The 14,216-nt window shown below is 46.3% G+C and carries 10 protein-coding genes; 7 read left to right on the top strand and 3 right to left on the bottom strand.

Annotated features, from left to right (window positions below):
* The first annotated feature begins 83 nt into the window (after positions 1–83).
* From C3F13_04730 to C3F13_04720, 3 genes are all read left to right on the top strand, one after another.
* Positions 84–845 carry a hypothetical protein gene (locus C3F13_04730; GenBank protein PWB55222.1) on the top strand — a complete coding sequence of 254 codons (762 nt, stop codon included), beginning with the start codon at positions 84–86 and terminating at the stop codon, positions 843–845.
* A 100-nt stretch (positions 846–945) separates the two neighbouring features.
* Positions 946–2,742 carry a hypothetical protein gene (locus C3F13_04725; GenBank protein ID PWB55221.1) on the top strand — a complete coding sequence of 599 codons (1,797 nt, stop codon included), beginning with the start codon at positions 946–948 and terminating at the stop codon, positions 2,740–2,742.
* Between the two features lie 360 nt (positions 2,743–3,102).
* Positions 3,103–6,456: a hypothetical protein gene (locus C3F13_04720; protein ID PWB55220.1), complete on the top strand. Its 3,354-nt coding sequence runs from the start codon at positions 3,103–3,105 to the stop codon at positions 6,454–6,456.
* Positions 6,457–6,571: 115 nt separating this feature from the next.
* Here C3F13_04720 and C3F13_04715 read toward each other — a convergent pair whose 3' ends face one another.
* Both C3F13_04715 and C3F13_04710 read right to left on the bottom strand, forming a co-directional pair.
* Positions 6,572–6,775, bottom strand: coding sequence for a hypothetical protein (locus tag C3F13_04715; GenBank protein PWB55219.1), 204 nt, complete (start codon positions 6,773–6,775; stop codon positions 6,572–6,574).
* Between the two features lie 9 nt (positions 6,776–6,784).
* Positions 6,785–7,111 (bottom strand): hypothetical protein, encoded by a 327-nt coding sequence (locus tag C3F13_04710; GenBank protein PWB55218.1) that lies wholly within the window; start codon positions 7,109–7,111, stop codon positions 6,785–6,787.
* Between the two features lie 854 nt (positions 7,112–7,965).
* On the opposite strand from C3F13_04710, the gene C3F13_04705 reads away from it, so the two are divergent.
* Together C3F13_04705 and C3F13_04700 are read left to right on the top strand one after the other, a co-directional pair.
* Positions 7,966–8,244, top strand: coding sequence for a hypothetical protein (locus C3F13_04705; protein ID PWB55217.1), 279 nt, complete (start codon positions 7,966–7,968; stop codon positions 8,242–8,244).
* A 304-nt stretch (positions 8,245–8,548) separates the two neighbouring features.
* The gene (locus tag C3F13_04700) at positions 8,549–8,944 is read left to right on the top strand and encodes a hypothetical protein (protein ID PWB55216.1); all 396 of its coding nucleotides are present in this window, start codon (positions 8,549–8,551) and stop codon (positions 8,942–8,944) included.
* 352 nt (positions 8,945–9,296) lie between these two features.
* On the opposite strand, the gene C3F13_04695 is transcribed toward C3F13_04700, so the two are convergent.
* On the bottom strand, positions 9,297–9,869 hold the full coding sequence (locus C3F13_04695; protein ID PWB55215.1) for a hypothetical protein: 573 nt from the start codon (positions 9,867–9,869) through the stop codon (positions 9,297–9,299).
* 194 nt (positions 9,870–10,063) lie between these two features.
* Here C3F13_04695 and C3F13_04690 point away from each other — a divergent pair, with 194 nt between their 5' ends.
* Positions 10,064–12,826, top strand: coding sequence for a hypothetical protein (locus C3F13_04690; protein ID PWB55214.1), 2,763 nt, complete (start codon positions 10,064–10,066; stop codon positions 12,824–12,826).
* Positions 12,827–12,855: 29 nt separating this feature from the next.
* Positions 12,856–14,216 (top strand): hypothetical protein (locus tag C3F13_04685; GenBank protein ID PWB55213.1); only part of this gene is annotated, 1,361 nt, incomplete at its 3' end.

Genomic DNA, 14,216 nt, shown 5'->3' with positions numbered 1-14,216 from the left:
CTTGACATGCAGCTGGAAGAAACGAATTCGTGAACTATATCGTCTTATTAATCAATATTTTGACAAATATAAAGGAGAAAAAAATGAAGAGAATACTTGTTTTCCTGACTATCTGTGCGGGATTGATTATTCTAGTAGCCTGCACCTCATCTGGCAGCGGTCTGACTGGCAAGGTGTGGGCGCTCAACGAGCTGAATGGAGCACGGCTCGTCGCTGGGTCGGGTATTTCGGCTCAGTTTACCTCGGACGGCAAGGTTACTGGATCGGCAGGCTGCAATCAGTACAGCGGTACGTATACAGTCTCTGGTAGTTCGATCAAATTTCCTTCTCCCCTGGCCATGACGATGATGATGTGCGAGCAGTCTCTCATGGACCAGGAAAGCGCTTACCTTAAATCTCTTGGTGACGCCAATAGATTTGAAGTTAAAGGCGACCAGCTGACCTTGATCGACGCAAATAAAACCAACCTGGCTGTTTATAAAGCTCAGTCCCAGGACCTTTCTGGAACATCTTGGGAGTCCACTGGTTATAACAACGGCAAGCAGGCAGTCACCGGTCCGCTGCAAGGTACAACTTTGACCGCTGATTTCGGCAAGGATGGTACCCTAAGTGGAAACTCTGGCTGTAATACTTTTAGTGGAGGGTATAAGGTTAATGGAAATCAGATCACCATTGGTCCTCTAGCTTCCACCATGATGGCTTGCAGTGATCCCGCAGGTGTGATGGACCAAGAAGCCCAATATCTCGCTGCTTTACAAAGTGCCGCAACCTACCAGATCGAAGGCAATGTTCTGCAGCTGCGGACTAAAGATGATGCCTTGGCAGCAATGTTCAACAAAAAATAAGGGTAGTTTAAGATTTCGTCATTATCTACCTTCACTCGGGGTTGTTATCGTATGCTTATAACCATGATTGCCGGATGTTATTGCACAGGAGCGCTGGCTGGTGAGTAAACCAAATTTCCAAATATTGCTGATCTCGATTTTACTGATCCTTGCCATCGCTGGATGTAGTTCCATGCCAATCGATAGCACCGCGGTAGCAACGAAATCAGGCATCGAGGGGTCAGTTTCGCTGACCTCTATCCCTCTTAACACACCGCAACCGGTAGAGACCAAGCAAACCAGCTCCCCGCCTATTGTCGCAGAATACAATCTAGGCGATACGACAATTACCCAATCGATTTTTCCGGAAGAAAGCCGTTTTCGTAACATGCCGGTGCGCTTGAACGGCATCATTGGGGTGCCGAGTGGTGTTGGTGCACCTTATCCGATTGTCATCATTTTACACGGTAACCACCCGGGCTGCCCTATTCCAGAAGGTGACATGGTCGATCGTTGGCCGTGCGATCCAAAAGTGGAGCAGCCTAACTTTAGAGGATTTGAATATCTGGTACGTAGTCTGGCTGCTCATGGATATTTAGCGCTATCAATCAATGTCAACGCTGAAAACACGCTTGGATTCGGCGAGCCAGAACCAATCAAACGCCTGGAGCAAATCGTTAATTTGCATATACAGGCCCTAGCTAAAGCAACCAGGGGCGAACAGAACAAGTTTGGGGTGGAGCTGAATGGTCAAGCTGATATGAGCCGACTTGCCTTTGTCGGCCACTCACAAGGAGGTGAAGGCGCATACCTGTTGACTCAAACGGAAGCTCTGGATGCATCAGATGCTTATTCAAGACATGGATATGGACCCGTCTATGGGTTATTACTGGTAGCGCCATCGGCAAATTTTGTTGGTGCGGTAGAGGCGCAAGTGCCATTTGCAGTAATTCTCCCGGCTTGCGACCGTGATGTGTTTCAACAGGAAGGACAGCATTTCTATGAAATCACCCGACTCAGTCCTCAACAGACCACATGGGCTTCCTCTATATGGTTGGAACACGCCAATCATAACTACTTTAATGAGATTTTATCGGATGAAGCGGTGACACGCCTGGGTAGACCAGACTGTAACCCCCTGATGACACCGAATGTGCAGCAAAACTTTCTAAGCGAATATGCAATCGACTTTTTAAGGGCAATTTTTGATCAAGACACTGGCGCCATGACGCGCTTGGGGATGGATTTTCAGACCCAAATGCCAGATCAATTATATGGTCAACCTGCACGCATTGCAGCCCTTGCGCCTCGCTCTGACCGGCAGCTATTGCTGCTTCCCAGCAATGCCTCCGAGCTGGACACCAACCTGGCGGGTGGAAGCGTAACAGCTGAGGGCCTGATCCTTACCTACTGCGAAGAGGGCTATTATGTACCGGCTATGAAGCCCGGCAGTGAACCTTGTAAGCGGGTTAACCTGGTTGTTCCGGGCAATCCAGCCATGCTAGTTGTCTCATGGTCTCAAAAGGGAGAAGCACTACACTTTGAGCTCCCTGAGAAAAGTGACTTGAGACAATTCCTATCAATCAGCCTGCGCGCCGCTGTCGATCCATTATCGACATTGAACAAAGCTGATACATATCAGGCATTCACGATTGTATTAGTCGATAAACTGGGTAACACTGCCTCTGTACAGACGCGGGTCGATGAACCAGCGTTACAATTTCCAATTGGCAACCGAGAGGAAAATGATACTTTTGACGGGGGATTTTTCACAGGCCGCGTCCCATTGACTTCAATCCGGATGCAACTTAGTGATTTTACCGGAGTTGATCTATCTGCAATCCGCGAGATCACTTTGTTGTTTGACCAATCGTCAAGTGGCTCACTCTTCATCAGTGATTTTGAATTGGTACGGTAGGGTGTTAAAAATAATTTGCTGGATAAAAGGAAGATTGGATTAGACAACATAATAAAAGAATGTCATCTGAAGATAGGTTATTCTCATGAAATACAGACCCGGAAACCCCGGCAAAGGCTAACTGCGATGAAACCACGGCATTGCGCAACTAAGTTATCCACCCGAATATGCACACCAAACGGTTGGAAGCCATCGTTATCGCTCGGACTTGCCCATAACTGGAAATATCGTCAGCAAGTAGTGGCTGTTTTTCTGCCGATCCTTGCCGAAATGCTGAATTCGACTCTTTTCGTCTCAGTTATAAGGTTAGTTACAGCTAAACAAAATATTTAAAATACTTTTTGAAAGGACTTGAGAGATATGTTAAACAAAACTAAAAGTACCAGCAATAATCAATGGACCTTGTTTTCTGTTCTGGGGCTGCTGTTTGCTTTTGTTATTATATTCGCAGCCTGTTCAGGAAATACGGCCACTCCGGTGATCCCTACAGCAGTACCGCCGGTCAACACCCCAACTCCAGCACCAGTTGTGGTCGATATCAACCAGTTGTATACAAACCCCTGGGTTTTGGTGGGTTATGGTGACCCGGCCAACCCCACCGTAATCGCAGGAGGCGTAGTAATCACACTGGAGTTCTCAACAGATGGCTTTTTGAGCGGCTTTAGTGGATGTAATAATTATTCAGGTTCGTTCCAGGCAGCAACCGATGGGACTCTTACCATTTCTCCACTGGCCACAACCATGATGGCTTGCTCAACAGGCATGGATCAGGAAAGCGTTTATCTTACTGCATTGCAAAGCGCCCAGAGTGTTAGCTTTGACAGCCAGGGGCGTCTGGTTATAAAGTACAGCAATCCATCCCAGCCGGACCTGGTATTGATCTATAGCATCGGTGCTAAACCACTTACCGATACCAATTGGATCCTTGTGTCCTATGGAAATCAAGCCTCCCCCACACCAGTACCGGCAGGCGCGGTTATCACGGCTGTCTTTTCACCGGAAGGTTCTGTGAGTGGCTTTAGTGGCTGCAATCACTATAATGCTGGCTATTCCATTCAGGATTCCCAGATCACGATCAGCACGGTGGCAATGACTCAAATGGCATGTGAGACTGGGATGGAAATTGAGAGCAGCTACCTGACAGCCCTTGGAACTGCCCAAGAATATTCCATCTCTGGTCAGCAGCTCCTCATCACCTACGATGAAGGCGCAGGAGTGCTCACGTTTACATCAGCCAGTGTACCGCTAGAGTATTCTTTGTGGACCTTGTTAACCATCAATGGGGAGCCCGTTGCGACAGATATCAATATCACCGCCGTCTTTACTCCTGGGAAAGAGCCAAATACTGGTGATATCAGTGGCTCATCTGGATGTAATAATTACAATGCTGGTTACACCTTGGATGGTAATAACATCACTGTACAACCAGCCGGTGTCACAATGATGTTTTGCGAAAAGGGAATGGAAACTGAGCAAGCCTACCTGGACGCGCTCCAAGCATCAGAATCCTACCAAATCCTTGGGAATATACTGGTCCTAACTAATCCATCCGGCAGTCTGACGTATATCGCCAATCGAACTCCTTTAGCTGGAGCCCTTTGGAGATTAGTATCTCTCGGTGATGTAAAAAACCCTGTCATGCCTGTCGCAGGGAGCAACTTTGCCGCTCAGTTTACTCGTATCCCTGGCTCACCATCCGGTATCTTGCTTGGGACGACCGGTTGTAATGAGTATTCTGCGGCTTTTGCGGCTTCGACCGAGGAGATAAAGATCAACCTGCCAGTGAGCACCCAGAATACAAGCTGCGTACCTGGGTTAGCAGGACAGGAACAGCTCTACTACCTGGCATTAAATGATGCCACGACCTTTAGGATATCTGGGAATACCTTAGTCATTCCATACGACAGTGGAAAACAGGAACTTGTTTTTGAAGGTGCTCAGATCGGGACAGCGGTAAGACCTCCGCTGAGCGACTTGAATGGTACTACCTGGTTCTTATGGTTTCTGAACAATACCCCGATTACCCCGGGGACTTCCATCTATGCAAAATTCGCGATCAATCCGGATGGAGCCTCTGGAACGATTAATGGCTCGGCAGGTTGTAACAACTACGTAGCCAATTTTGGTTTGAATATGGGTGTTCAGACGACATTGAACGCCAACCAGGTGTGCCGCCAGCCTGCTGGGATCATGGACCAGGAAGGCGCATACATCAACATGCTTTCGCGTGCCTTCGGATATTGGCAGACTGGTAACCAGCTGATTATCAATACGGGTCTGGGCGTGCTTACCTATCGCACTTCACAACCTGACACAAGTGCTGACCAGACTCATCTTTTGGTCGGAAGGACCTGGTACCTGGTTTCCTATAACAACAGTCGCAGCCAGGCTGGGGATAAGGAACCCTTCACCCTGTTTAACGCAGACGGCACTCTAACTGGTTACAGCGGCTGCAACAGCTTCCAGGGAACTTATACTACGAATATCCTGGGCATTACAATCAGTCAATTAAATTCGACCAAAACTGCCTGCACGACGACCGCATTAACGGCTCAGGAACAAGCATTGTATGCCATCCTCACCTCTGCCAGGAGCTATCAGGTTGCGGATATGGTCATGCAGCTGAGCGGAGATCAGGGTGTGTTGAACTACTCGCTTACCCCTGTCAATCGACCTGAGGAGATCATTCCACCCCAGGCAGTGATTAAAGCACCAGGTGAGGCTAATACAGGTCAGGTCGTCAGGTTCGATGGATCCAGCTCGACCAGCCAGGTACCGATCGTCTCATGGCAATGGGATTTCGGAGATGGCGAGACGGGAACGGGTGCTGTGGTTGATCATGTTTATAAAAGTTCTGCCACTTATAGTGTAGTGTTGACTATAACGGATGAACGAAGAAGCCAGAGCGCGGCAACGAGTAGAATCACCATCGCAGCTTCTGCAGCTCCTACCCAAACACCACCTGAACCTCAGCCTACACCGGAATCAACAGGTACTCCTGAGCCTACCCAGCCTGTGCAACCCACTGCAACAGTCGCGCCAACCGAGCCTCCGGAAGTTTCCCCTCCGCAAGCCGTGATCAGCGGACCTGGTTCGGGATTTGTGGGCGAACCGATCTCATTCGACGCTTCCGCCTCTGTGAGCGGGAGTAGCCCGATCGTCAGTTACAGCTGGAACTTTGGAGATGGCACTTCTACTGGGCCTTCATCCAGTCCATCACAGACAACGATCTACAATCAGTCTGGCAGCTACCAGGTTTCGGTCGTGGTGACCGATGAAAACGGTCAAAGCAGCAGTGCGACGGTGGGAGTGTCCATTTCAACCCGCTTGGATACACCGGTTGTCTGGATATTAGATTCATACGATAATCAGAGGCTACTGCCTGGAACGGCAATTACCCTTCAATTCCGTGAAGGGGAAATCGCTGGCTTCGCTGGATGTAATTCCTATACAGGGCGCTATACCGCTGAAGAGAACCAGGATGGAACCTACAGCGTGACGGTTACTAATCTCACTACCACGAGTATGGCCTGCCCAACAGATATCATGGATCAAGAATCGAACTATCTAACAATTCTGCCATCTGTATTGGCGGCTCAGATAGAACGTAATGTCTTAAGCCTAGATTACCCATCCGGTAGATTCCCGAATGGAAACACGTACCCGGATGGAAGCTTAATCTATTACGAAGCCGGCACCACAATGCCCAGATAATATTATGGAGCCTGAGAGGCCGTCTGAGAGCAGGATGAATCATCACTCTCAGCGGCCTCTACCCTTTACTTTACAAATTTGCTATGAAAATAAATCAAGCTGGTAGAGAAACAGCTTAACCTAACCGGCTTAATTTAAAAACCATTCGTTTGACTCTTCTCTGCTCAAAGGCTTTCTTACGCTCCAAAAACTTTAGTTCGTTATACAGCTGATCAGTTTTAAGCATGGCATAAATGATCACCAGCAATTTGTGCGCCAAGGCAACAATGGCCCGCTTGGCATCTGTGTGTTGTTTTACATGCCAATACCACGAAGACAAGTATAAATTTTAATGCGCTGCAATCTCCCAGGCAACTTCGCAAAACTTAGTTTTGAGAAAGATATTACCCCGGGTGATGCGTTGTCTCTTCTGCTTGTTGGTACTTTCATAATTACCTGGCGCTAATCTTGCCCAGGAGCAAATGTGCAGAGCGATCGGAAAAGCGGTCATTTCTTCACGAATCTCTGCCAGGATGGTATATACGGCAGTCTGGTCGATCCCAGGAATCGAGTCCAGCAATTCGATTGGATCTTGAAATTGTGAAAAGCCGTCCTGAATTTCCTCTTCCACCTCCCACAAATAGGCTCGCAAGTCTGCCAAATGCGCCAATTGCATTTTGGGTAATCTGCGCTGCGGAAGAGACTAGGACCCATTGAGGCGAGATAATATTTCACCGGCCTTCTGCCGTGCCCTGGCCTTTAGGCACATATCAAGGCTTTGACCGGTGATGTAACCTTCTTGTATTAACAGGTTCATAAGCACCAGTCCAGAACTACCAAAGATATCTGAAAGAAAAGAGGATAAGCAAAACCCGTTGGACTGAAACTACTTTTCAATCCGGTTTTTCTGGGAGGTGATGTCCCGAATCAAGGCTTTGTGATAGCGGGTGAACTGACGTAAATCGCGAATGTCACGCTCAGGAACAAAACTGCCTTTTAACAAGCTAGCGCGTAATAAAGTGCCAATCCCTTGGCATCCCGCATATCCATCTTTTTGCCGGGCACATTTTTCATATGCCGAGCATTAACCTCCAGTAAATGCATTTCTTCTCACTGTGCTCACAGGCAATCGGTTTACGTTAACAACCGGGATGAGTATCACCAGTGTGCAACCAAACTCTGTCTGCTGTTGCCGGAGCATACCATAATATTTTCAACCTTCCCTGTGCAAGACCCTTACATGGTTCGTTAACAACCGAACGACAATGGGTCGCCTTTCCTTGAAACTGTATGAGGAGTAGAGGAATAGCAAAACGACGAGGTAATGAAGAGGGAAGCCTTTTTCCGACAGCTTGTGGTTCTTGGCGCGCAATGATTTCTATCGATGGAAAACGTCTCAGTTTTACGGCAAAGACCCGGCTGGAAGCACATGTTTGGATCAAAAAGACCATTGGTCAGGTAGATAATGGATGAACTAATCAAAGCGCTAATATTGACCTTGCAGAGCATTTAAGCGGTTGGCTTGTTAGTATGAAGGGTAGGGTACAGCCTGGTACGTGGTATCAATACGAGCTGACTTGTCGAGTTTATATTCTGCCAAGGTTAGGTGGTATAAAATTCAAAGATCTTGGTCCTGGACATTTACAGGATTTTTACAGCCACAATATCCTGATTGGAAAAGGCATGCGGTCTATTAAGTTAATCCACGTTGTTCTTCACCAGGCATTAAAACGAGCATTAGAATTGGGATTTATCAGCCGAAATCCTGCTGATATCGTTAAGACGCTAAATATCAACATGGTGAAATGAAAATATTCGATGAATCTCAGGTCAATCGGAAGTTGTATTTCGCTAGAAGTGATCGTAACGAAGCATTGTTTGTCCTCCAGTAACTACTGGTTGTCTGCAATCGGAACTTCTGGCGCTGCAATGGGCAGATTTGCATTGGCAGAAAAAGACGATACGTATCCAGCGTCAACTCGCTCGAAAGGATCGCCAGGCAAGTTACTATGCTCTACTAAAGACCAAATAAGCATATCGTACGATTGACCTGGGTCAAAAGACCATCTCTTAATTACAAGAGCATTACGAGGGACAACACCAGGAACGTGTTTTGCTAAAAAGCTGGGAGGAAAATGATCTGATCTTCCCATCAAGTCGTGGCATGCGACAAGATCAATTCAACATCTATCATAAGTCCAAGACACTCATTAAGACAGCTGGACTTCCCAAAATCCGCTTCCACGATTTACGTCATACTTCTGCATCCCTGATGACTGATCATAAAGTGCTAATCAATGTAGTTTCAAAACGTTTGGGTCATTCACAAGTAAGTATCACACTTGACACATTTACCCACTTAATCTCTGAGGTTCAAAGTGGAGTAGCAGAACTAATCGATTCTTTGGTGATGCCAGTAGAAATAGAATTGCACCCGAACTGCACCCAAGTTCCGGAATTACAGAATCTCCATATTAGATTATCCCCATATATGGAAAAATCGCCTTGAAAAAGGCGATTTAGGCTATATATGGTGGGTGCCTGATGGGATTTGAACCCACAACCACTTGATCCACAGATCGATCGGTAGTGTTTTTCTATGTATTTTGGGTACAATCAAGTCTTTGTAGTCGATGAAAATCCGATTATTTGTCCGTAAAATCCACTATTTACAGTGGCAATTTAATAAACTGCACACAAACTGCACACGGAATGGTGGGTGGCAATCCTGTCGGGAGGGGGAAATGAATATTCATCTGGATGATGCGTTGAGTACTATCCTTTCGTAATAGCATTTTTCCTGAACTTTTGATCGCCAAAAAAGTGTGTTTATTGTGCTAAATGGTCATCGAATCACCTGACTAGCCAAGTAATTCGATATCCCCAGGATTCTTCTGTAATTTTTTCCTCACCTCTCCCTGATCATTCCCATTATCGACATAAATCCAGTAGACACGCTTACCTGCATTTAATGCTTTTTTTACCACCTCCCCTGTGCCACCTTTTTTTCCAGAATAATCACCATTCCATAGCGCAATCAGCACATCGCACTGATCGATTAGATAGCTCCCAAGGACATCATACGCAGAATCGTGATCGCTGTTCTTGGTTAGGGTCATAACCTGATCCGCGATATTCAATAAATGTTTAAATTTCTTTCTACCTTCATCAGTTTCAAAATCCAACAGATAGAGTTCCTCAGGGAGCGGCAGCGGAACAATTAGCTTTATTTCCTTATACTGCAGAGCATTCCTGACAACAAACTGATCGCTCCCCTCTGATAGTGCTGAAAGAAGATGATAATCAGTGGTGGGATGATCCTGGATGATCTGAGTTATTACTTTTTGGATAGAAACGGTTAAAACATTATTGGTGTCAACAAGCCGGTGCCCCGTTACTGCGATTCGAATCACTTCTCGCCTATCATCTGCCATAGAAACTCTTAAAATGGTTAGCGTCCATCTTTTATTATCCAACTTGACCAGGAAAACTGGCACTTACCTGAAATATCTTGTAAAATGATATTATACGATCGCGGGAATATAAAATCAATCAGCCTAGAGGATTACTAGGTTATCCGGTAGTGATTCGCCAGAATTCTCTGAATTGCGAACAGATAGGATCAACTATGGAAAAGAAAATATTCTTGCTGAGTGATCACGTTATTCATTGGAACATTGTCCCAGCCACGAATCAAAAAAATATTTTCATGGAGATCTGGGGGAATGAAAGTACAAAGGGGATTTTTACCTTTCTTAAGTCTTACTTTAACCAGATAAAAAATGAAATAGATTGGTCTTTTGTTGAAGTAGATAGCACAGCCGGGGATCCAGGTCGCATCACACCATGCGACAATTCGCTTAATCATGCCTTCGCTACCTGGCAGCAATACAGTGAAGGTAAAAATAAAGCCTGGAGGATCCAGGAGCTTGTCCACGGGGGGCAAGCTCTTCAGCCCGAATTTCATTGGAAAGCTCCTGAAGGGTTGGACCAGACTGATTTATTTATCTTCCAGGATTGGGAAATAGATATCCGTAATCACCAATACCCCGGGTTGATGGATCAATTAGATGATAAGTGGGTGATTTTCAGGACATATGCGCCATTGTTTGAAGGCGGGATGTGGCAGGACTTCCGCAAAGTGATGGGATCGAAGAACATCCTGGTCCTGCGCGCTGACGATTTGCGAAAATTAAATACATCGATCAGTAAAGGGCTTTCCTGGGAGCAAACGCTACAGGACATAATTAACGAGATTTACTTTAAGCGGAACATTTCACTCTATCCTTTGAGATCGATCGAATATATCATCATCTCTTTTGGATGCACTGGTACGCTTTTGATCCATAATCCTAAAGTCCATGACGTCATGGATCCGGAATTTCGCTTCTTCTTCGATGCAATGATGGTTGAAGGATATTGGGAAAAAGCTCATCCAGGGTATCTACCTGGTGATTTGGAACTATTGATTGCATTACTCTCCAAAGAGATTCTCTACCCGGAAATTGGAGATGACTTTCGGATAGATCGGGCGATACGAGCTCACTTGTTGGCTAGAAGGGCGCTGGTCACTCATGGTGGTACTGTGGCTGAGAGTAGTCTGGCTTTAGATGTACTTCCTGGAGAACTCAACAAGGTCTATGGGCCCAAACCCACACCTGATTTTAAACCGGTGAATCTTGATTACGACATATTCAAATCCATATATAGCAACAACATTGCCTTCAAGCAAGGTTGGTCGCTTTTAGGTATGACCAAATGGGATCTCTATTCATTGGCTCGCCAAATAGCTTTGTTTGGTCCCATGAAAGCTCTTCAGGGCTGGAATATCCCGATCGCAAAATATAATTTTCTTCTTACGGTAGATCGCAAAGAAATTGAATTTATGCACCATTTAAAATCCCTGATCACTGAATATCTGCAAAATCGAAGCAGCCAGCCACTATCGATTGCGGTTTTCGGACCTCCTGGTTCTGGGAAATCATTCAGCATTAAACAATTAGCTAAAGCTCTCGATCTGCCAGATTATGAGCTCAAGGATATAACGTTTAACTTATCACAATTTAATGATGAGAATCCAAACGACCTGTACCAGGCTTTTCATGCGGTACGCGATATTTCACTTTCTGGAAAAACACCGCTGGTTTTTTGGGATGAATTTGACAGTAAAAATCTCGCCTGGCTCCGTTATTTTCTTGCGCCGATGCAAGATGGAGAATTTCAAGAAGGACAGTTAACCCATAACATTGGAAAATCAATCTTTGTTTTTGCTGGCGGGACCTGTTCATGTATGGAAGAATTCGAAGAAAAAGCCCATGTGGCAAAAGCGGAGAAAGGCCCAGACTTTTTAAGCCGCATCAAAGGATTTCTTAATGTTATGGGCCCTAATCCATTATTCCCTTACTGCGGAGAAGTATCGGCTTCCCAGGGTCCCATAGATGAATCACGCCAAACTAGCTCCTCAAAGAATACCGATCCAGAATATATCATCCGCAGAGCGATTTTGATTAATAGCTTGCTTCAACTTGGATACCGGCAGCTGTTTAGAGATGGTAATTTGCAGATCGACGATGGCGTCCTGAATGCGCTTCTTTTAGTCCCCAGGTACAAACACGGAACCCGTTCCCTCGAAACGATATTCAAAACCAGCCAACTTTTTGGGAAGACAAAGTACCACAGGTCTGACCTTCCACCAGAATCACAATTAAACCTGCATGTTGATGGCCAACAATTCTTTGAATTAGTCACCCAGGAACCCATAAATCTGGATGGCGGAGAAGCCTTTTATCACCTGGTCAATGAAATAACCTTTGACGAACAAGTTGTCGAGAAAATTGCAGTCGGTATCCATAGCATTTACTCGCTCGTGTTTTCTATCCCTGAAGGACGAGATCCGCTTTCCATAACCAAACAGGAATTCCTGGATCACATGAGCAAGATGAAGCAGCTTCCCGAAAGCATGCCGCACGATGAAGTATCTCAAAACTACCATAACGCCCGAAAAATACCCGAAAAACTTAGCGCGGTTGGATATTCTATTGTTCCTCTTGGTGTGAACCTTCCTGAGGCTGAGTTGAATGCTGAGCAGCGTGAAGTAGTAAGCCAGATGGAACACATCCGCTGGGTTCGTCATCATATTGACATCGGATGGTCCTACTCTCCTAGGAAAGAAAAAACTCTCAAGCTCCATGATGCCCTGGTTCCCTGGGATGAATTAGAAAGCCAAAATATCGAGTCAGTATATGGAAAGAAATATGCTTCAAGAATGGGAATTTTAAACAGCGTTGTCCTGAGCGAGCACTACCGCAACCTAGATCGGGTGATCACATTGGCGATTCCTTGGATCCTTGAAACGGTGGGTTATAAAATCGTAAAGATTAGGCAACCCTAAGATTGAAAAATTTGTGATGAAAGATTCAGATGCGAAATAAACTCCACCTGCGTCAATTCTGGTCTGAAAACCGCTGGCTCCTGTTGGGAATAGCCTGGCTGTTAAGTTTAGCACTCGGCTTTTTCGGTTTTTATATCTATGCAATAGAAAACGGTGAAGACTGGACAGCAGGCGATGTTATTTACCGCACATTCCAGTTGGTGACAATGAATTCAGGTGCTGTCGAGGGCGAGGTCAATTGGATGCTGCAGGCAGCCCGTTTCCTTCTCCCTTTACTGACTATATATACAGTTTTCCAGGTGCTGATGCAGCTATTTGTGGAACAGATGCAAAAGCTGCGCCTGAGGCGTCAGAAGGATCATGTTGTGATCTGTGGTATGGGACGCAAGGGAAGCCGTCTTGCGCGAGAACTGCTTGGCCTTGGAAGGCAGGTAGTGATCATTGAAAATGAGCTGAAGCAAGAGAATGCCAAAATTTTTCGTCACCTGGGGGCAATCATCCTGGCTGGAGATGCAACCAACAAAGATGTCCTGATAAGGGCTCGTATACTCCACGCCCGAAACCTGGTATGCCTCCTGGGAGGTGATAGTGAAAACCTCCAGACTGCTTACCAGGCCTACCAACTGACCCGTACCCGTCGGGTGGGTAAACTGACCTGCATAATTCATCTCTCATCGATCGATTTGCTTAACCTTCTCCGGAGTTGTGAATTATCTATACAGCCAGGCGTGCCTTTTGAACTGGAGACGTTCAATCCGTACGAACGTACTGCCCGAATGCTGCTACAGGATAATCCCGGTTGGCGCGAGGATTCCAGCTTACAAGACATACCGGAGTCCTTACTCGTGGTTGGTTTAGGAAGACTGGGAGAACAACTGGTGGTCCAGGCAGGCTATCTCTGGCATCTCCTCAAAAGACAAGGTCGGCTTTGCATAAAAGTTGTGGATCGAGATGCTGTAGAGAAAATCCAGAATCTCCTCCGAAATTATCCTCAGCTTGGGAAGGTGTGCGAACTCATCCCCCAGCAAGCGGACATTTACACGGCTGGGCCTCTGCAAAACATCCTGGCGAAACCAGGTGAGCAGGTATTGATCCAGCAAACATATATTTGCCTAGGAGATCCAGTTCTCAGCCTGCAGGTTTGCCTTAACCTGCTCCAAATCCCAGAGATTATTACTGGTCCTATCAGGGTGCAGCTATCAAAAGAGGCTGGTCTGGTCGATCTCCTGGAGAAACCCCTGCCAGGATTAGGCGATGTAGGTCGAGTGAGGACCTTTGATTTCTACGATTACGCCTGCTCAGCCGCGCTGATCCTGGGTGGTATGCATGAAATGCTGGCACGCGATCTACACGAGATTTACAGAACGGGTTCGGAATTCGCATCCACCAG

This window comes from Anaerolineales bacterium (assembly GCA_003105035.1).
Taxonomy (GTDB): Bacteria; Chloroflexota; Anaerolineae; order Anaerolineales; family UBA4823; genus FEB-25.
The sequence above is the reverse complement of the archived record's forward strand: the minus strand, read 5'-3'. Positions and strand labels throughout refer to the sequence as shown.

Excerpts from the sequence above, each read along its gene's own strand:
- C3F13_04730 (PWB55222.1), top strand. The coding sequence starts at position 84 with ATGAAGAGAATACTTGTTTTCCTGACTATCTGTGCGGGATTGATTATT.
- C3F13_04720 (PWB55220.1), top strand. The coding sequence starts at position 3,103 with ATGTTAAACAAAACTAAAAGTACCAGCAATAATCAATGGACCTTGTTT.
- C3F13_04710 (PWB55218.1), bottom strand. The coding sequence starts at position 7,111 with ATGCAATTGGCGCATTTGGCAGACTTGCGAGCCTATTTGTGGGAGGTG.
- C3F13_04705 (PWB55217.1), top strand. The coding sequence starts at position 7,966 with ATGAAGGGTAGGGTACAGCCTGGTACGTGGTATCAATACGAGCTGACT.
- C3F13_04695 (PWB55215.1), bottom strand. The coding sequence starts at position 9,869 with ATGGCAGATGATAGGCGAGAAGTGATTCGAATCGCAGTAACGGGGCAC.
- C3F13_04690 (PWB55214.1), top strand. The coding sequence starts at position 10,064 with ATGGAAAAGAAAATATTCTTGCTGAGTGATCACGTTATTCATTGGAAC.